Origin of the sequence: Streptomyces sp. NPDC021212 (assembly GCF_044332925.1) — a bacterium.
In the GTDB taxonomy this organism is placed as follows: Bacteria; Actinomycetota; Actinomycetes; order Streptomycetales; family Streptomycetaceae; genus Streptomyces.
Genome location: NZ_JBIRPZ010000001.1, coordinates 784496 through 801811, shown reverse-complemented (window position 1 = coordinate 801811; position 17316 = coordinate 784496). Strand labels below are relative to the sequence as shown.

The window sequence follows — 17316 nt, the reverse complement described above, 5'->3', positions numbered from 1 at the left end:
CAGGCGGTGAACACCATGCCCTATGTCGTTCACCCGCGCCCCCCTCTCGTACCGGTAGCGGGCCGCCATGGCCCCCACCCTCACCGACGTCGCCAAAAGCGCCAATGTGGCGCTGTCCACGGCCTCCCGGGCGTTCAGCAACCCGGACCGGCTCGGACCGCAGACCTTGCGCAAGATCCTGACCGTTGCACAAGAGCTGGGTTACGAACCACCGGTGGCACGTGCCACCGAGACCTCCGCCGGCGGCCGGACCGCCACCGTCGCCGTCGTCGTCCCCGACATCGCCAATCCCGTCTTCGGGTCGTTCGTGAAGGCCGCGCAGGGTGAGGGGTGGCGCCGCCGGCAGACCGTCGTGCTCGCCGACACCGATCTCGACCCGGGCCGCGAGCGCGAGGTGATCGCGCACCTGAAGGGACAGGCGGACGGCCTGATCGTGTGCTCGCCCCGGCTGGACGCGGACGAGGTCCTGGACCTGTGCGGACGGACACCCGTCGTGCTGGTCAACCGGGAGACGGCGGGCGCCGACTGCGTGATCGCCGACGCGGCCCACGGGCTGCGCCAGGCCGTGGACTACCTGGCCGCGCTCGGCCACCGCCGGATCGCCTACGTCCAGGGCATGCAGCGTTCCTGGTCCAACTCCCACCGGGTCGCCCTGGTCCGCGCCGAGACCGAACGGACCGGGCTGGAGCTGGAGTTGCTGGGCTGGCAGGCCGAGACGGCGGCGGGCGGAACGGCCGCCGCGGCGAGCGTCATGGCGTCCGGAGCGTCCGCCGTGATCGCGCACAACGATCTGATGGCCCTGGGAGTGATCTCCGGCGCCCGGGCGCTGGGGCTGAGCGTTCCCGAGCGGCTGAGCGTCATCGGCGTCGACGACATCCCGTTCGCCGAAGTGGCGCAGCCGTCCCTGACCAGCATCGTGGTGCCGATGGCCCGGGCCGGCGCGCTCGCCGACGAGCTGCTGGGGCAGATCCTCGGCGGCGAGCGGCAGACGCCCCGCACCCTGCGGCTGCCCACCCAGCTCATCGTGCGCGGGTCCACCGGCCCTGCGCACTCCGTCCCGGACGTCGCCGCGGTGGCAGCCGGGAAGGACGCCCCATGACCGCCGGGCCACTGACCGTGGTGGTCGCCGACGCCAACCTCCATCCACTGCGCGCCGAGTTCGAGGCCGCCCTTCCGGCGGGCACGGTCACCCACTGGCCCGATCCCCGGGACAGCGAGGCCGTCGAGGCCGCGGTGTCCCCCGCGGACGTGCTGGTGGCGGGGCAGTGCACCGCCCGTACGGCCGCCCTCGCCACCCGGCTCCGCCTGGTCCACACCGCCGGTGCGGGGACGGACAAAATCGACTTGGCCGCGCTGCCGCCCGGGACTCAGGTGGCCAACACCTTCCACCACGAGGACGCGATCGCCGAGTACGTCGTATCGGCCGCGATCCTGCTGCGCCGTGGCTTTCTGCGCCAGCACCAGGCGCTGCGCCGCGCTGTATGGGACTCCCCCGCGCACGATCCGCGCTCCCCCTGGATGGACTCGCTGTCCGCAACCACCGTCGGCTTCGTCGGCTTCGGCCACATCGGCGCCCGCTGCTGGCAGGGCTTCCGGGCGTTCGGCGCGAGCGGAGTGGCGGTCACCCGGCGGGGCGAGGTGGACGCGGCGGCCGAGGGGCTGGCCTGGGCCGGGACCATCGACGACCTCGGCGCGCTGCTGGACACCTCCGATGTGGTCGTGGTGTCGGCGCCGCTCACCCCGGAGACCACCGGGCTCATCGGCGAGGCCGAGCTGTCCCGGATGCGCTCCTCGGCGGTCCTGGTCAACGTGGGACGCGGTCCCGTCGTGGACGAGGACGCGCTGTACCGGGCGTTGCGTACGCACACCATCGGGGCCGCGGCGCTCGACGTCTGGTACCGGTACCCGACGAGCGGACACACCGGCGCCCCCGGCAAGCACCCCTTCGAGACGCTGGACAACGTACTGATGACTCCGCACTCCTCCGGGCTCACGCGGCAGACCTTCATCCGCCGCGCCGCCGACATCACCGCCAACATCGGCCGGCTGGCCACGGGCGAGCCGCTGCACAACGTGGTGGCGGTGGTCCGGTGAGCACCACGTCCCGAAGCGACACCATCGCCACCGCCGAGGTGCTGGTCACCAGCCCCGGCCGCAATTTCGTCACCCTCAAAATCACCACCGCCGAGGGCCTCGTGGGCTGGGGCGACGCCACGCTCAACGGCCGTGAGCTGGCCGTCGCCTCGTATCTGCGGGACCATGTGGCGCCGCTGCTCATCGGCCGCGACCCGGCGCGGATCGAGGACACCTGGCAGTACCTCTACCGCGGGGTCTACTGGCGGCGCGGCCCGGTGACGATGACGTCCATCGGCGCGGTGGACATGGCGCTGTGGGACATCAAGGGCAAGACCACCGGCCAGCCCGTCTACCAGCTGCTGGGCGGCGCCGTCCGCGACCGGATCCTCACGTACACCCACGCCACCGGCTGGGACGTCCCGCAGCTGCTGGACTCGATCGACGCCCGGCGCGAGGAGGGGTTCCGCGCGGTGCGGGCGCAGAGCGGTGTGCCCGGTCTTGACACGGTGTACGGGGTGAGCCGCGGCGGCCCGGGGTACGAACCGGCCGGCCGCGGCGCCGCCCCGGCGGAGGAGGTGTGGGACACCGACGCCTACCTCCGGCACGCGCCGAAGGTCCTGGGCGCGGTACGGGACCATGTCGGGCCCGAGCTGAAGGTGCTGCACGATGTGCACCACCGCCTCACCCCTGGCCAGGCCGCCCGGCTCGGCCGCGCGCTGGAGGAAGCGGACCTGTTCTGGCTCGAGGACGTCACCCCCGCGGAGAACCAGCAGGTGCTGCGGCACGTACGGCAGCACACCACCGTGCCGCTGGCGATCGGCGAGGTGTTCAACACGGTCTGGGAATGCCAGTCGCTGATCACCGAGCAGCTGATCGACTTCGTACGGACCTGTGTGAGCCACGCGGGCGGGATCAGCCATCTGCGGCGGATCGCGGCGCTCGCCGAGATCTGGCAGATACGGCTCGGCCCGCACGGTCCCTCGGACGTGTCCCCGGTGGCGCTGGCCGCGTCGCTGCACGTGGGGCTGGCCACACCGAACTTCGCCATCCAGGAGTACATGGGCTACGAGCCGGTCGTGCACGAGGTGTTCGGCCACGCGTGGTCCTACGCCCACGGACATCTGCACCCCGGCGACGAGCCCGGCCTCGGTGTCGAGGTGGACGAAGCGCTCGCCGCCCGCTTCCCGTACGAACCCGCCTACCTGCCCATCGCGCGACGGCGCGACGGCTCGATGACGGATTGGTGAGGACCGCCCCCATGACAGGGACCCCCACGCCGCCCTCCACCCTGGCCACTCCGGCGCGGCTGCCGCGCCTGGACCGCACCACCGCCACGTCCGTGCTCACACCGCGGCGGCCGCCCGCCGAGACCGGCATCGTGCATCTGGGGCTCGGCAACTTCCACCGCGCCCACCAGGCCGTGCACACCGCGGCCGCGCTGGACCACGCCGACGGCCCCTGGGGCATTCTCGGGGTCGCCGGCCGCTCGGCCACGGTGGCCCGGGCGCTGCGCGAGCAGCAACTGCGTTACGCGGTGGTGGAGATCTCCCCCTCCGGCACCCGGGTCACCGTGCCCGCGGTGCACACCGGGGCGCTGGTGGCCGCGGAGCAGCCGGAGGAGGTCCAGGGCGCGCTGGCCGCGCCCGGCACTGCCATCGTGACCCTCACCGTCACCGAACACGGCTACACCTTCTCCCCGCGCACCCATGGACTCGACCTCGACTCCCCCGCGGTACGGGCCGATCTGCGCGGTGGCGCCCCGCCCCGGACCACCATCGGACGGATCGTGCGCGGGCTGCAGCGGCGCGTCCGCACCCACGCCCGGCCGCTGACGGTGCTCAGCTGCGACAACCTGGTGGGCAACGGATCCCAGACCCGGCGGCTGGTGCACGAGTTCGCCGAGGCGCTTCCGGCGGCGGAGCGCGAGGAGCTGCTGCCGTGGCTGACGCGTTCGGTGACGTTCCCCGGCTCCATGGTCGACCGGATCGTCCCCGCCACCACCGATGTGTACCGTGACGCGGTCGCAGGTCACCTCGGGGTGCGCGACGCCGTCCCCGTACCGGCCGAGCCGTTCTCCATGTGGGTCATGGAGGATCGTTTCGCCGCCGGCCGTCCGCGCTGGGAGCACGGCGGGGCGCTGTTCACGGACGACGTGGAACCGTACGAGCTGCTGAAGCTGCGGCTGCTCAACGGTACCCATTCGCTCATCGCCTATCTCGGCGCGCTGGACGGGCGGGAGACCATCCCGGACGCCATCGCCCGGCCGTTCGTCGCCGAGGCCGCGCGGCAGGTGCTCCACGACGACTATCTGCCGAGCCTCACCGTGCCCGCCGACATCCAACTGGAGGATTACATACGGCAATTGTTCGACCGCTGGGCCAATACCGCACTGGGCCACCGCACCCGGCAGGTCGGCTCGGACGGCTCGGTCAAGCTCCGCCAGCGGGTGCCGGAACCGGCCCTGCTCCATCTGCGGGCCGGGCGGATGCCCCACCATCTGGCGCTGACCGTGGCCGCGTACCTGTGCTGCGTGGCACCGCCGTCCGGCTTCTCACCCGGGCCCCAGGCCGCCGCGATGGCCGATCCGGCGCGCGAGCCGCTCGCCGGCCTCGCCCGTCGCGCGCCCGGCGGGCCCCGTAGCGCGTTCGTCGAGGCCGTGCTGGAGAGCGGGCTGCTCGGCGACGGCCTGACGGACCATCCGGCCTTCACCGACCGGATCGCCGAACTCATCGACATCATCGTCCGGCACGGTCCCGCCGCGGCGGCGGCCGATGCCCGCGGCTCCCACTGAGGGCCCGTTCAGGGCCCCGCCGAAGCCCCCGTCCCCCGCTTCCCTCCCCCTTCGTCCCCCGCCCCGCCACTCCCCCTGCTTCGCCCTGCCCGATTCCGCTCCGGAAGCGATCCGTTCAAGGAGGCATGGATCATGGAGAGCAACACCGCCACTCCCCCACCACCCGCCACCACCCCGACCGGTGAACCGCCCGCCGACCCACAGGCGGTACGCCGCGCGGCTTGGGCCGGCCTGGTCGGCACCGCGCTCGAACAGTACGACTTCGTCATCTACGGCACCGCCTCGGCGCTGATCTTCAGCGATCTCTTCTTTCCCAATGTCTCGGCGTCCGTGGGCCTCCTCGCCAGCTTCAGCACCTATGCCGTCGGCTTCGCCGCCCGGCCGCTGGGCGGGCTCTTCTTCTCCCGTTTCGGGGACCGCCTCGGCCGCAAGTGGGTGCTGATCGCCACCCTGTTCCTCATGGGCGGCTCCACCCTCGCCATCGGCCTGCTCCCGACGTACGGGTCGGTGGGCATCCTCGCCCCGATCCTGCTGCTGATCTGCCGCATGGCGCAGGGCCTCGGCGCGGGCGCCGAGCAGGCAGGAGGCGCCACCTTGCTCACGGAAACGGCCGCGCCGGGGCGGCGCGGCAGGCTGTCGTCCCTGGTCATGACGGGGGCGGCACTCGGCACCGCGCTGGGCGCGGTGGCCTGGATGCTCGCCCAGCAACTGCCCGAGGACGCGCTGATGTCCTGGGGCTGGCGGGTGGTCTTCGCCAGCAGCCTCCTGGTGACCGCGGCCGCCATGGTCATGCGCCGCAAGCTCAACGAGAGCCCGGTCTTCAAGGAGCTGAAGGAACAGCACGAGCGGCCCGCCTCACCGGTCAAGGAGGTCTTCAAGCACGGTCGCAAGCCCCTGCTGCTGGTGATCCTCATGAACTTCGGGGTCAGCACGCAGTCGTACACCTACCAGGTGTTCATGGCCTCCTACCTGGTGTCCAGCGTGGGTGTCGAGAAGAGCTTCGTGCCCGAGGTGCTGCTGCTGGGCTCCCTCTGCGGCGGTGTGGCGGCCATCGCGTTCGGCGCCCTGTCGGACCGCATCGGACGGCGCCCCGTGTGTTCGCTGATTCTCACCGGCATGGTGCTGCTGCCCGCCCCGACGTTCATCGCGCTGAACTCGGGCTCGAAGGTGGCCATCGCGGTGGCGATCGCGGTCGGCTTCATCCTGGCCTGCCAGGGCCTGGTCGGCGTGCACATGAGCTACTTCCCGGAGCTGTTCGGAAACCGCTACCGCTACGCCGGGGTCACCCTGGGCCGCGAGTTCTCCTCGTTGATAGGAGGCGGTGTCGCGCCGCTCATCTGCAGCGCGCTGCTCACCGCGTTCACCGGCTCCTGGATACCGGTCGCTGTCTACATGACCGTGGTCGCGGCGGTGAGTCTCCTCACGACCCGGCTGACCCCGGAAACCCTGGACCGCGATCTGAACACCGCGGCCGACGCCACCGTCCCGCGCCAACCCGTGTGACCGGGACTTTCCCCATGGCGAGCGGGTCGTCGGCGTCCTCCGGCGGCCCGCTCGGGGCGTATCTCCCCGCTTCTCCTCCGCTGGCCACCAGCCTCTCAGATTGATTCAACTTTTGGCCACTCTGGCCCCACTTTGGCAGCCTTGCCACGGTGTTCGGCCATGGATGCGAAGGAGGCCGAACACGGATCCACCGCAAGGAGTGAAAACGCCCCATGAGTACCGTTGCCGCGTACGCCGCATCAGCCCCCAAGGCCCCGCTGGAGCGCACCTCGATCGAGCGCCGCCCGGCCGGCGAGTTCGACGTGGTGATCGACATCAAGTACTCGGGCATCTGCCACTCGGACATCCACCAGGTCCGGGAGGGCTGGAGCGAGGTGCCGTTCCCGCTGGTGCCGGGTCATGAGATCGCCGGTGTCGTCACCGAGGTCGGATCCGGTGTCACCGCGTACGCCGTCGGCGACCGGGTGGGCGTCGGCTGCTTCGTGGACTCCTGCCGTCGTTGCGAGAACTGCCGCAAGGGCCTGGAGCAGTACTGCGCCGAGGGCCACACCGCCACGTACGCCGCCACCGACAAGTACGGCGAGACCACCTACGGCGGCTACTCCACCGCCATCGTCGTCGACGAGAACTACGTCGTACGGATCCCCGACGCGCTTCCGCTGGACGTCGCCGCGCCGCTGCTCTGCGCGGGCATCACCACGTACTCCCCGCTGCGCCACTGGAAGGCCGGGCCGGGCAGCAAGGTCGCCGTCCTCGGCATGGGTGGCCTCGGCCACGTGGCCGTCAAGCTGGCGCACGCGATGGGCGCGGAGGTCACCGTGCTGAGCCAGTCGCTGCGCAAGCAGGACGACGGGCTGCGGCTCGGCGCCGACCACTACTACGCGACCAGCGACCCGCGGACCTTCGAGGAGCTGGACGGCACCTTCGACATCATCCTGTCCACGGTGTCCGCGCCGCTGGACTTCGGCGCGTACCTGAAGCTGCTGAAGACGGACGGCGCTCTGGTGAACGTGGGCCTCCCGGAGGAGCCCATCTCGCTCAACCTCTTCTCGGTGGTCATGGGCCGCCGGACCCTCGCCGGTTCGTTCATCGGCGGCATCGCCGAGACGCAGGAGATGCTCGACTTCTGCGCCGAGCACGGGGTGGGCGCCGAGATCGAGACCATCCGGGCCGAGGAGATCAACACGGCGTTCGAGCGGGTGCTCTCCAGCGATGTCCGCTACCGCTTCGTCATCGACGCCGCCACGATCTGACGGCCACTCAATTCCGCCATCGCAGAGCGGATTTCGATTTTCGGCGGCCGCTCCCCTCCCGGGAGCGGCCGCCGATGTCGTTACCAAGACATGGGATGAATAACCGTGTCGCGAGCCTTGACGACCCCAATGGTCCAGTCCATCGTATGTACGCGCCACGCCGGTGCATCCCGCGCGGGATGCACCTTCCCCCAGCTCCTCCGACCTCCTCCACAGGGACCCCTCATGACAGAAGACTCCGCTCCACGCGGTTTCAGTCGTCGGACGTTACTCGGCTCCATGACCGCCACGGCCGTCGGCGTACCCCTCCTCGGGCAGCTGACGTCGGGCGCCTCCCCGGCCTCCGCGGCCGCCCTGGCGCCGCAACTGGTCTGGAACCCCAGCCCGTCCGGCGTCGGGCTCAAGGCATTCGAGGGCATCGAGGCCGACCGCGGCAACCAGCACCCCGACCGGAACTATGTCGTGGTCGAAGGCGGTGACCACTACCGCTTCAACATCTGGAAGGACGACCGGGACACCACCGGCGACGGCGACCGCCAGCGCACCGAGTCCAGGGGGATGGTGCAGGGCGGTACGAAACTGAAGATGCGGGACGGGGAGACCTGGACCCTCTCGTACGAGATGTACATGCCGTCCTCGCTGCACGGCACCAGCAAATTCACGCACATCTTCCAGACCAAGACCCCGGTCGACAACGGCGGCCCGTACATCACCCTGGACCTGGGCCGCAGCGGCAGCAAGGAGACGCTGCGGGCGCGGGCGTACGCGAACTCCGGCTCGCCGGACATCGCCTCGACCGATCTCTCGCCCCTGCGCAACAAGTGGATCACCATCGAGTGGACGCTGACCATCGGGTCCAGTGGAAAGGCCGCGTTCACTGCCCGCAACGGCACCGGTTCCGGCGCCCCGGTCGCGGTACAGGGCAGCATGTCGAACGTGAAGATGCCGGACCAGGGCGACTACCAGCGGCCCAAGTGGGGGATCTACCGGTCGGTCGAGAGCGCGTCCTCCGACATCCTCGACACCTATCTGCTCTTCCGGAACTACAAGGCATACCGGGGCACCTGAGCGGTTACCCGAGGGGTGTCCAAGCGGTATTCCGAGCAGAAAACGAAAACTCTCCGCCACGGGATGTGTGAGTGCCGTACAACCGGGTATTCGAGCCAGCCGTGGCCAGGACGCCCGGTCCCGGGCACGGCCACTCGCACATACCGATCTTGGACGGAATCATGACTGCTCTTCCCGACGACAACGCCGTTACCGCCACCCAGCACGCCCTCAGCGAGCTGGCCGCGGACCGTGCGGACGAGTCCGCGCTGAACACCCTCGCCGGCAGTGAGGTACTGCTTCCCGCCGCCGAGAGTGCCGAGAACACCGACCCGCAGGCGGTGACCCTGCCGGTGTTCCAGCAGGAGGACGGCGCCCAGCTGGTGCCCGTCTTCACCACTCCGGAGCGCATGCACCAGGCCCTGCCGCAGATCGAGCGTTACCACCAGGTGCCGCTGGGCGCGCTGGCCCAGGGCTGGCCCTCCGAGGAGCTTTCGCTGACCATCGACGCCGGTGCCCCGGAAGCGGTCACGCTGACGGCCACCGGGGTCAAGACCCTGCTCAGCCGCGCCGCCGGCTGAGCGCTTTCCCTCATGCTCACCCAGGGCGCGGATGTATGTGCCGACCGTAGTCGTGCACATACATCCGCTGCTTTTCGGGCACCCGCGTGCGCATGGACACGCTGACCCGGATCGAACGAGCGATAGAGCGCTTCGAGGACGCACTGCTCGCCAAGATGTTCCCCACCGAGCCGGTGGAACTGCTCGGCGCCCTGCGAGAGGAATGCGACAGCCAGGTGGTGATGTGCAGTCCGAGCCGCGTGGTCGTGCCCAACGCCTATGACGTCGAGCTGTCCGACGAGGTGTACGAGGAGCTGTCCCGGCACGGCAAGCAGGCGGGCCAGACCCTGGCGGACAGCCTGATGCGGCACGCGGAGGAGCGCGGGTACGAGTGGGCGGGCCCGCTCACCGTCCACGTCACCAAGTCGAGCGACGTGCCCAACGGGCGGTACCGGGTGGTCGCCACCCCGCTCACCCACATCCGCGCGGACGCCTTCGCCGACGGCGCCCGCTAGCCGACGGCCAGGGGTCTTCTGACGGATCTCCGGGACCCCGCGGAAATCCGTCAGAGGGACCCTGGTTCCTCCAGCAGCCCGCGCAGCACCCGGCCGAAGACCACACGCCCGGCCCATGCGGTCGGTGCGTCCAGCGCCCTCGGCAGCCGCGCCACCCGCGCCTCCTCCCGCCAGATCACCAGCGACCGCTCGCCACGGGCCCACACCTCGATCTCGGCCCAGCCCAGCACCACGGAGCCGCGCTTCTCCAGCCGGCAGCGCCCCGGCCGACCGCCGCCCGGCGGTTCCCAGCGCACCACTTCCATGGGGTCGTCGAACCCGGCGCGCCCCGCCCCGGTGTGGGCCACCACTACCGTGCCCACCCGCGTCGGTCCCTCCGTCCGCACAGCGACGCTGCTCAACGGCACGTACGCGCCGTGCCGCTGCCACTGGGTCAGCCGCCGCCAGGTCTCGTCGACGGGGTGGGGCGAGGGACGCTCGATCCGGAAGTGGGCCACGACGCCGATCGTAGCGAACGCACAGGTCAGGGCGCGTCCACCCAAGAGCGGGTAAAAAACGGCAAGATGTTTGAGCGACGGAAGTGAATGGTCCGTATTCACGGGTGTCGGTCGGCGCCTGACATCAGCGCGACGCGACAACTGCTCCGTACAACGACAAGCGGTCCCCCGCCAGGAGGCTCCATGCGATCACGGTACTTTGTGACAGGCACCTCACTGCTCATCGGCTCGGTAGTGGTCACCCTCGCCGTGATCGTCTCCCCCGTGATGACCGGGTTGACGCAGGAATCCGCCACGAATCTCTCGAAGATGTCGAACAACCAGTTCGGGCCGCTCAGCGGGGCCGACAAGGACTTCGTGGTCAAGGTGCGGCTGGCCGGGCTGTGGGAGTACCCGGCCGGGAAGATCGGAATCCAGAAGGGCACGACCGAGCAGGTCAAGACCGCCGGCAAGCACCTGCTCGACGGCCATCAGCTGCTGGACGCCATGGACCGGGACATCGCGCCCAAACTCGGCATCGTCCTGCCCAACAAGCCCACGCCACAACAGCAGGGCTTCCTGGACACGATGAACGCGAAGACCGGCAAGGACTTCGACACGTATTACGCGAACATCCTGCGCGTCACCCACGGCCAGATCTTCAGCGCCATCGCCAAGATCCGGCAGAGCACCAAGAACTCGCTGGTGCGCAGGCTCGCGGTCCAGGCCAACAACACCGTGCTCGACCACATCACCCAGATGGAGAAGACGGGGATGGTCAACTTCGACTCCGCCGTCTCGCAGATCACCACCACCCCGACCCAGGGCCCGGAGTTCACCACGCCGCCCAAGCCCGCCCCGGGCGAGCCCACGTTCATCGTCGGCACGTCCAAGCCCATGCCGCCGCCCAACAGCGTCAGCACGGCGGACAACGGGGGCGAACAGAGTCTCGACCCGAACGTGGTGAACGGTGCCGGGCTGGGGGCGGGGGCGGCGAGCGGGGCCGGCGGGGTCACCACTCCGCCCGCCGTGTCCTCGCCGCCCGCCGCTCCGTAACGCGGATCAGGGCCGCGGATCAGAGCCGCGGTTCAGGGCCGCCGTTCAGGAACGCGGTTCAGGGACGCGGTTCAGGGACGCGGCCCGACCACCGTCGCACCCCCGTCGACGATGGTGATGGCCATGGCCGGACAGGAGTCCGCCACGTCCAGCACCCGTTCCTCCTCCGGCACCTCCTCGCTCAGCGGACGCGCCCGCTCGTCGTCAAGGGCGAACAGATCGGGCGCGATCCCGGCGCACATGCCGGACGCCATGCACCGGCCGCCGTCGACCTCGGCCTTCCATGTCATCCCGCTCACCACCCCACCGGCATGACACGCGGCCCACGAACCAGCATCTGGTCCTTCCACACCACGTCCCCGGCCAGGTGCAGGTTCGGGAAGCGGCCGAGGAGCGCGCCGAGGGCCTCCTGCAGCTCCAGCCGGGCCAGCGGCGCGCCCAGACAGTGGTGAACCCCGTGGCCGAAGCCCAGGTGCTGGGTGGCGGGACGGGCGACGTTCAGCCTGCCCGGTTCGTCGAAGCGCAGGGCGTCGCGGTTGGCCGAGCCGACGGCCACCAGGACGGGTTCCCCGGCCCGGACCAGGGTGCCGCCCACCTCGATGTCCTCGGTGGCGTAGCGGGCCTGGGAGGCGCCCATGCCCAGCGGGATGAACCGCATCAGCTCCTCGACGGCCCCCTTGATCAGCTCGGGCTCCTCGCGCAGCCGGCTCAGCTCACCGGGGTGGTCGAGCAGCGCCATCACGAAGTTGGGGATCTGGGTGGCCGTGGTCTCGTGCCCGGCGACGAGGATGCCGACGCACAGGTCGACCAGTTCCAGCTCGGAGAGCCGGTCACCCTCGTCCCGCGCCTCGATCAGGGACGTCATGATGTCGTCGCGCGGGGCCTCCCGGTGCTCCTGCACCAACCGGGCCATGTACGCGCGCAGTTCCTCGCGGTTGCGCTCCCACTCCGCCGCCGTCAGGGAGCTGGTGGACAGCGCGGCGTCGCTCCACACCCGGAACTTCGGCCGGTCCTCCTCCGGCACTCCCAGCAGCCGGCAGATGACGGCGACCGGGATGGGTAGCGCGTAGCGGTCCACGAGGTCGGCGGGCGGCCCGGCCGCCTCCAGCTCGTCCAGTAACCGGTGGGTCAACTCCCTGACGTACAGCCGGAGTTTCTCCACCTGATGGACGGTGAACGCCTTGGCCACGAGGGTGCGCAGCCGGGTGTGGTCGGGCGGGTCCATGCTCAGGATGCCGCCGTCCATGCTGCCCGCGCCCTGCCGTGGCGTATCCCGCTTCAGGGCCTCCGCACGGCTGAAGCGCCGGTCGCCGAGGACCAGCCGGGCATCGGCGTACCGCGTAACGAGCCAGGCGGGTTCGCCGTACCGCAGGCGCACCCGGAGCAGTCCGGGTCGTTGGCGCGCTTCCTCATAGGCCCCGGACAGCTCCAGGCCCTCGTGGTGGTTGAAGGGATAGGCGATGGGTGTCGTCTCCGCTGTGGTCACCGTGATCTCCCTGACGTAAGCACCTGCTTACAAAGCTAGGCCGGTTCCCTTGATACGGTCAACGGCGCCTCTCAGCCGACGATCTGACGCTCCGACGGGAAGTGGCAGACGACGAGCGAGGGGGCCGGCAGCCGACAGCCGACGACAGGAGTGGACGATGAGTGGAACCACACCGGAGACACATCGGCGGGACGCGCAGGCCACACGGCGGATGCTGCTGGAGGCGGCGTCGGCGCTGTTCGCCGAGCGGGGGTACGAACGGGCCACCGTACGCGACATCGCGGAGCGCGCCGGGGTGAACCAGGCGCTGCTGTTCCGCTACTTCGGTTCGAAGAAGGCCCTGTTCGGGGAGGTGGTGGCGCACGGTGGCCAGGAACAGCTGCAGACCACTCCGCCGGGAGAGCTGTTCGAGACCGCGCTGCGCGGCATCCTCGGAGAGGGTGACCGGGCCCGGGAGGACCGCGCCCTGCCCACGTTGCTGCGCTCCGTCGGCAGCGGCGACGAGATCGGTACCGCGGCGCGCGAGATAGGGGACGACTACGCCCGGGTGCTGGCCTCCCTGAGCGCCGCCGAGGACCGCGGGCTCCGCGCGGACCTGGCGCTTTCGTGGCTACTGGGCATCGGCCTGATGCGGGTGGTCGTGGGCAAGGAGTCGCTCGCCGAGGCCGATCCGGACGAGGTGTGCGCGCTCGTCACCGGCGCGCTCGCCACCTTGCTGGAGGATCTGCCGGTCACGCGCTTTGGCGATCCGCACACCACACCCTCCGCCGACTTGGCACGGTAGGACCATGACGAGCATTGATCCGGACACCCCCGAGACGAACGACCGGCCGCGCCGGGTTCCCGCGGCCCAGGCCATGCGTGGCGCGGCCCAGCAGCTCGGCGAGTTGCTGGGCACCGCGCCGGAGTCCGTCTCCGCGCTGCAGCCGACCCAGGACGGATGGCTGGCCGATGTGGAGGTCGTGGAACTGGAGCGGGTGCCGGACACCATGACCATCATGGCCTCGTACCGCGTGACCCTCGACACACAGGGCATGCTCCTGGGCTACGAACGGCTGCGCCGTTACGCACGCGGCCAGCTCGACAGGGGCCGCTAGCCGCCCCTGTCGCCCTGTTTCCTGTCCTCTCGCGCCCCGCGCCGCTTCGGTCCCAGCGGCGCGGGGCGCTCGTCGTCGCGCGTCCTTGTACGCCACACATGTCCCACCCGTATCAAGAGTGAACACGAGTGCCGTCCCGCCCGTACAAGCAGACGGGCAGACCGAGCGAGCGAGAGGACGACCACACGTGACCGTCATGACGCAGACCGCCGGAGTACCTGCGACAACATCGACCGGTTCAGGGACCGGCAGCCTTTTCGACATCCTTGAACTCATTCTGGACCGCGGCCTCGTCATCGATGTCTTCATCCGGGTCTCCCTCGTGGGCATCGAGATCCTGAAGATCGACATTCGGATCGTGATCGCCAGCGTGGACACGTATCTGCGCTTCGCCGAGGCGTGCAACCGCCTCGACCTGGAATCCGGCCGCAAGGCCCCGGACAAGCTCAGCGACATCGTCGGCAACATCGTCGAGGGCGGCGCCCGGGGCAAGACCGAGGGCGCGCTGAGCGGCGCCCTCGATGCCATCGGCAATGTGTTCGGCGGCGACGATGACGAGGACAAGTGACCATGCATCTCTACCTCTACGCCATCACCCGCTCCGACCATCCGCTGCGGCTGGACGGGCTGCGCGCGGTGGGCGGGGTCTCCGACGTGCCGCGCGCGGTGACCAGTGGCCCGCTGGCGGGCGTGGTGAGCCCGGCGCCGGAGACCCTGCGCCCCAAGCGCCGCGACCTCGCCGCCCATCAGACGGTCCAGGAGCGGCTGATGGCGGACGGGGCGGTGCTGCCGATGCGGTTCGGGCTGCTCGCCCCCGACGAGGCCGCGGTCAGGTCGGCGCTGGACAGCAAGCGCGCGGAGTACGTCCGCGGCCTCGATGAGCTGCACGCCACCGCCGAGTTCAACCTGAAGGCGGCACGCTCCCAGGACGACCTGATGCGGGAGGTGCTGACCGAGTCCGACGACGCGCGGCGCCTGAACGAGCGCACCCGCGACGGCGGGGGTTCGTACGAGGACCGGGTGGCCCTCGGCGAACTGCTCGCCCGTCAGCTGGGGGCACGGCAGCAGAGACTCGCCGAGCAGGTCGTCGGCCGGCTGGCGGGAATGGCCCGCAACAAGGTGGTGTCGTCCCCGGCTGGAGAGGATTTCCTCAATGCCTCGTTCCTGGTGGAGCGGGGGCGGGCCGAGGAGTTCTCCCACGCCGCGCAAGCGTTGGCGCAGGGCTACGGGGACGGCTATGACTTCCGGCTGCGCGGCCCGCTGCCCCCGTACAGCTTCGTGGCCTGAGGGACGGGGGCGCCGTGGGACTGCTGACCGGGCTCCTCACCTTTCCGCTCGCGCCGGTGCGCACGACCGTCTGGGTCGCCGAGCAGGTGCTCGTGGCCGCCGAGCGCGAGTACTACGACCCGGCGCCGGTCCGGCGCGCCCTCACCGAACTGGAACAGGACCTGCTGGCCGGGCGGATCGACGAGGACACGTACGACCGCCGCGAAGACGAGTTGCTGGACCGGCTGGACGAGCTGGAACGGCACGAGCAGAGACGAGCCCCGTGACGATGACAGAACCGGTAGCGGGCAGGCTGGGATCGCCGCGCCTGCCCGCCTCGTACGACCAGCGGGACGCCCCGTCCCTCGCCGACATCCTGGAACGGGTGCTGGACAAGGGCGTGGTGATCGCGGGCGACATCCGGATCAACCTGCTCGACATCGAACTGCTCACCATCAAACTCCGGCTGCTCGTCGCCTCCGTCGACAAGGCGAAGGAGATGGGCATCGACTGGTGGGAGCACGACCCGTCGCTGTCCTCGCGCGCCCGGCCCCAGGCGGTGGACAGCGACGGGGGCGACGGGGCGGAACGGTCCCTCGGCGAGGAGAACGCACGGCTGCGCGCCGAGATCGCGGCGCTGCGGACACAGGTCGAGGACAGGCGCGACAGAAGCGACAGGAGCGTGGACGGGTGACCGATATCGCACAGCACATGGTGTACGCCTACGCGGTGCTGCGCCCCACCTCCGAGGCCGCGCGGGCGGTTGCCGCGCTGCGCGGGGTGGCCGATGAGCAGGTGGGGCTCGTGGAGACCGGGGACCTCGCAGCGGCCGTCGGTCCCGTTCCGGCCGGGGAGTTCGGGGAGGAGCCGCTCAAGGCGCGCCTGGAGGAGCTGCCCCGGCTCGAATCGCTGGCCCGGGGACACCACGGGGTGGTGGCGGCGCTGGCCCCGCTGGGCGCCGTGCTGCCACTGCGGCTGGCCACCGTGTACCGGGACGAGGACCGGGTGCGCCAGGTGCTCCAGGAGCGCCGGGACGAGTTCCTGCCGCTGCTGGACCGGCTCACCGGGCGCGTCGAATGGGGCGTCAAGGTCTATACGGACGCGGGTGGCGAGCCGGCGGGCGAGCCGGAGGACGACGCGGGGGACGCCGGGCTCAGCCCGGGCCGGGCCTATCTCGCCGCGCGCCGCAGACGGCGGCGCGGCGCCGAGGACGTCTGGCAGGCCGCGGTGCGGACGGCGGCGCGCATCGCGGACGAGGCCGGGGAGATCGCCGTGGAGCGGGTCGCCCACCGGCCGCAGCGCGGCGAGCTGGCCAAGGCGGGCGGCGAAGGGGGCGGGGGACACGGGGAAAACATTGCCAACGACGCGTACCTAGTGCCCGCCGACCGCGCCGAGGACTTCCGTGCCCGCGTCCTGGCCGCCGCCGAGGGAGAGCAGGGGGTGCGGGTCGAGCTGACCGGGCCCTGGGCGCCGTACTCCTTCGCCCTCCCGCCCACGCAGGCCGCCCAGCGGGAGACCGCGTGAGCACCGCACTGGACGAGGAGGACACCCGGGCGCTCGCGGGCCGCGAGGTCGCCCTGATCGACATCCTCGACCGACTGCTCCAGGGCGGGGTCGTGCTGGCCGGGGACCTCGTGCTGTCCATCGCGGACGTCGATCTCGTACGGATCGACCTGCGCGCGGTCATCGCCCCCGTCGACGCCGCGCACCCGGCTCCGCCACTTCTCTGACCGCCCGACCGGAAAGGGTCCCCCGCCGCATGTCAGCCACTCCCGACCGCCCCGTCCAGCGCCTGAGCACCGATCCGGACGCGGTCGAACGCGATCTGGCCAAGCTCGTGCTGACCGTGGTCGAGCTGCTGCGTCAGCTGATGGAGCGCCAGGCGCTGCACCGAGTCAACAAGGGGGATCTGACGGAGGAGCAGGAGGAGCGGATCGGGATGACGCTGATGATCCTCCAGCAGCGGATGGAGGAGATGTGCGACCGGCACGGTCTGCGCATGGAGGACCTCAACCTCGACCTCGGCCCGCTGGGGACCTTGCTGTCCCCGGCGGGCCAGGTGCACGGGTAGGCACCTGCTCACGGGTGGGACGGCGGCCGCCGGGCGTCACCTCATCCTCACCACCCGCCCCTCAAGGCGCATTCGACCAGCCTACGAGCCCGCACCGGCATCTTTTTCCCTGGAATCCA

General features: G+C 70.7%; 22 protein-coding genes. 19 read left to right on the top strand and 3 right to left on the bottom strand.

Annotated features, from left to right (window positions below):
• Positions 1–67: 67 nt before the first annotated feature.
• From ACH4SI_RS03175 to ACH4SI_RS03135, 9 genes are all read left to right on the top strand, one after another.
• The gene (locus ACH4SI_RS03175; protein WP_398291895.1) at positions 68–1099 is read left to right on the top strand and encodes a LacI family DNA-binding transcriptional regulator; all 1032 of its coding nucleotides are present in this window, start codon (positions 68–70) and stop codon (positions 1097–1099) included.
• Positions 1096–2094 (top strand): 2-hydroxyacid dehydrogenase, encoded by a 999-nt coding sequence (locus tag ACH4SI_RS03170; RefSeq protein ID WP_398291892.1) that lies wholly within the window; start codon positions 1096–1098, stop codon positions 2092–2094. The genes ACH4SI_RS03175 and ACH4SI_RS03170 overlap by 4 nt, the downstream gene beginning before the upstream one ends.
• A complete protein-coding gene (gene manD / locus ACH4SI_RS03165) occupies positions 2091–3323 on the top strand; it encodes a D-mannonate dehydratase ManD (protein WP_398291890.1) in 1233 nt (410 codons plus the stop codon). Before ACH4SI_RS03170 ends, manD begins: the two co-directional genes overlap by 4 nt.
• 11 nt (positions 3324–3334) lie before the next feature.
• The gene (locus ACH4SI_RS03160) at positions 3335–4867 is read left to right on the top strand and encodes a mannitol dehydrogenase family protein (protein WP_398291888.1); all 1533 of its coding nucleotides are present in this window, start codon (positions 3335–3337) and stop codon (positions 4865–4867) included.
• 132 nt (positions 4868–4999) lie between these two features.
• On the top strand, positions 5000–6370 hold the full coding sequence (locus ACH4SI_RS03155; protein WP_398291886.1) for an MFS transporter: 1371 nt from the start codon (positions 5000–5002) through the stop codon (positions 6368–6370).
• Positions 6371–6582: 212 nt separating this feature from the next.
• Entirely contained in the window at positions 6583–7623 is a 1041-nt protein-coding gene (locus tag ACH4SI_RS03150) for an NAD(P)-dependent alcohol dehydrogenase (RefSeq protein WP_398291884.1), read from the top strand.
• 279 nt (positions 7624–7902) lie between these two features.
• Positions 7903–8691 carry a hypothetical protein gene (locus ACH4SI_RS03145; protein ID WP_398291882.1) on the top strand — a complete coding sequence of 263 codons (789 nt, stop codon included), beginning with the start codon at positions 7903–7905 and terminating at the stop codon, positions 8689–8691.
• A gap of 161 nt (positions 8692–8852) precedes the next feature.
• Positions 8853–9251, top strand: a complete 399-nt coding sequence (locus tag ACH4SI_RS03140; RefSeq protein WP_398291880.1) for an SseB family protein — start codon at positions 8853–8855, stop codon at positions 9249–9251.
• A gap of 92 nt (positions 9252–9343) precedes the next feature.
• The gene (locus ACH4SI_RS03135) at positions 9344–9745 is read left to right on the top strand and encodes a DUF3662 domain-containing protein (RefSeq protein ID WP_398291878.1); all 402 of its coding nucleotides are present in this window, start codon (positions 9344–9346) and stop codon (positions 9743–9745) included.
• Between the two features lie 50 nt (positions 9746–9795).
• Here the strand turns inward: ACH4SI_RS03135 and ACH4SI_RS03130 are convergent, their stop codons facing one another.
• On the bottom strand, positions 9796–10242 hold the full coding sequence (locus tag ACH4SI_RS03130) for an SRPBCC family protein (protein ID WP_398291876.1): 447 nt from the start codon (positions 10240–10242) through the stop codon (positions 9796–9798).
• Positions 10243–10425: 183 nt separating this feature from the next.
• Between ACH4SI_RS03130 and ACH4SI_RS03125 the strand changes: the two genes are divergently transcribed.
• Positions 10426–11277 carry a DUF4142 domain-containing protein gene (locus ACH4SI_RS03125; protein WP_398291874.1) on the top strand — a complete coding sequence of 284 codons (852 nt, stop codon included), beginning with the start codon at positions 10426–10428 and terminating at the stop codon, positions 11275–11277.
• Positions 11278–11348: 71 nt separating this feature from the next.
• Here ACH4SI_RS03125 and ACH4SI_RS03120 read toward each other — a convergent pair whose 3' ends face one another.
• Complete coding sequence (locus tag ACH4SI_RS03120) at positions 11349–11567, bottom strand: ferredoxin (RefSeq protein WP_398291872.1); 219 nt, start codon at positions 11565–11567, stop codon at positions 11349–11351.
• Positions 11568–11572: 5 nt separating this feature from the next.
• Positions 11573–12763, bottom strand: coding sequence for a cytochrome P450 (locus tag ACH4SI_RS03115; RefSeq protein ID WP_398291870.1), 1191 nt, complete (start codon positions 12761–12763; stop codon positions 11573–11575).
• A 157-nt stretch (positions 12764–12920) separates the two neighbouring features.
• Between ACH4SI_RS03115 and ACH4SI_RS03110 the strand changes: the two genes are divergently transcribed.
• The 9 genes from ACH4SI_RS03110 (at position 12921) to ACH4SI_RS03070 (ending at position 17197) form a co-directional block, all read left to right on the top strand.
• Positions 12921–13547, top strand: a complete 627-nt coding sequence (locus ACH4SI_RS03110) for a TetR/AcrR family transcriptional regulator (protein WP_398291868.1) — start codon at positions 12921–12923, stop codon at positions 13545–13547.
• Between the two features lie 4 nt (positions 13548–13551).
• Positions 13552–13860, top strand: coding sequence for a gas vesicle protein (locus ACH4SI_RS03105; RefSeq protein ID WP_398291866.1), 309 nt, complete (start codon positions 13552–13554; stop codon positions 13858–13860).
• A gap of 196 nt (positions 13861–14056) precedes the next feature.
• Complete coding sequence (gvpJ, locus tag ACH4SI_RS03100; protein WP_398291864.1) at positions 14057–14428, top strand: gas vesicle protein GvpJ; 372 nt, start codon at positions 14057–14059, stop codon at positions 14426–14428.
• Positions 14429–14430: 2 nt separating this feature from the next.
• A complete protein-coding gene (locus tag ACH4SI_RS03095; protein ID WP_398292353.1) occupies positions 14431–15147 on the top strand; it encodes a GvpL/GvpF family gas vesicle protein in 717 nt (238 codons plus the stop codon).
• A 14-nt stretch (positions 15148–15161) separates the two neighbouring features.
• Positions 15162–15413 carry a gas vesicle protein GvpG gene (locus tag ACH4SI_RS03090; RefSeq protein ID WP_398291861.1) on the top strand — a complete coding sequence of 84 codons (252 nt, stop codon included), beginning with the start codon at positions 15162–15164 and terminating at the stop codon, positions 15411–15413.
• A gap of 2 nt (positions 15414–15415) precedes the next feature.
• Positions 15416–15820, top strand: coding sequence for a gas vesicle protein (locus ACH4SI_RS03085; protein ID WP_398291859.1), 405 nt, complete (start codon positions 15416–15418; stop codon positions 15818–15820).
• Positions 15817–16650, top strand: a complete 834-nt coding sequence (locus ACH4SI_RS03080) for a GvpL/GvpF family gas vesicle protein (RefSeq protein ID WP_398291857.1) — start codon at positions 15817–15819, stop codon at positions 16648–16650. Before ACH4SI_RS03085 ends, ACH4SI_RS03080 begins: the two co-directional genes overlap by 4 nt.
• The gene (locus tag ACH4SI_RS03075; RefSeq protein WP_398291855.1) at positions 16647–16856 is read left to right on the top strand and encodes a gas vesicle protein; all 210 of its coding nucleotides are present in this window, start codon (positions 16647–16649) and stop codon (positions 16854–16856) included. The genes ACH4SI_RS03080 and ACH4SI_RS03075 overlap by 4 nt, the downstream gene beginning before the upstream one ends.
• On the top strand, positions 16853–17197 hold the full coding sequence (locus tag ACH4SI_RS03070; RefSeq protein ID WP_398292351.1) for a gas vesicle protein K: 345 nt from the start codon (positions 16853–16855) through the stop codon (positions 17195–17197). The genes ACH4SI_RS03075 and ACH4SI_RS03070 overlap by 4 nt, the downstream gene beginning before the upstream one ends.
• Positions 17198–17316 lie beyond the last annotated feature (119 nt).

Coding starts and splice junctions, on each gene's coding strand:
- ACH4SI_RS03105 (WP_398291866.1), top strand. CDS start 13,552: ATGACGAGCATTGATCCGGACACCCCCGAGACGAACGACCGGCCGCGC.
- ACH4SI_RS03125 (WP_398291874.1), top strand. CDS start 10,426: ATGCGATCACGGTACTTTGTGACAGGCACCTCACTGCTCATCGGCTCG.
- ACH4SI_RS03145 (WP_398291882.1), top strand. CDS start 7,903: ATGACCGCCACGGCCGTCGGCGTACCCCTCCTCGGGCAGCTGACGTCG.
- ACH4SI_RS03095 (WP_398292353.1), top strand. CDS start 14,431: ATGCATCTCTACCTCTACGCCATCACCCGCTCCGACCATCCGCTGCGG.
- gvpJ (WP_398291864.1), top strand. CDS start 14,057: ATGACGCAGACCGCCGGAGTACCTGCGACAACATCGACCGGTTCAGGG.
- ACH4SI_RS03135 (WP_398291878.1), top strand. CDS start 9,344: ATGGACACGCTGACCCGGATCGAACGAGCGATAGAGCGCTTCGAGGAC.
- ACH4SI_RS03140 (WP_398291880.1), top strand. CDS start 8,853: ATGACTGCTCTTCCCGACGACAACGCCGTTACCGCCACCCAGCACGCC.
- ACH4SI_RS03175 (WP_398291895.1), top strand. CDS start 68: ATGGCCCCCACCCTCACCGACGTCGCCAAAAGCGCCAATGTGGCGCTG.
- ACH4SI_RS03155 (WP_398291886.1), top strand. CDS start 5,000: ATGGAGAGCAACACCGCCACTCCCCCACCACCCGCCACCACCCCGACC.
- ACH4SI_RS03160 (WP_398291888.1), top strand. CDS start 3,335: ATGACAGGGACCCCCACGCCGCCCTCCACCCTGGCCACTCCGGCGCGG.
- ACH4SI_RS03120 (WP_398291872.1), bottom strand. CDS start 11,567: ATGACATGGAAGGCCGAGGTCGACGGCGGCCGGTGCATGGCGTCCGGC.
- ACH4SI_RS03085 (WP_398291859.1), top strand. CDS start 15,416: ATGACAGAACCGGTAGCGGGCAGGCTGGGATCGCCGCGCCTGCCCGCC.
- ACH4SI_RS03170 (WP_398291892.1), top strand. CDS start 1,096: ATGACCGCCGGGCCACTGACCGTGGTGGTCGCCGACGCCAACCTCCAT.
- ACH4SI_RS03110 (WP_398291868.1), top strand. CDS start 12,921: ATGAGTGGAACCACACCGGAGACACATCGGCGGGACGCGCAGGCCACA.
- ACH4SI_RS03150 (WP_398291884.1), top strand. CDS start 6,583: ATGAGTACCGTTGCCGCGTACGCCGCATCAGCCCCCAAGGCCCCGCTG.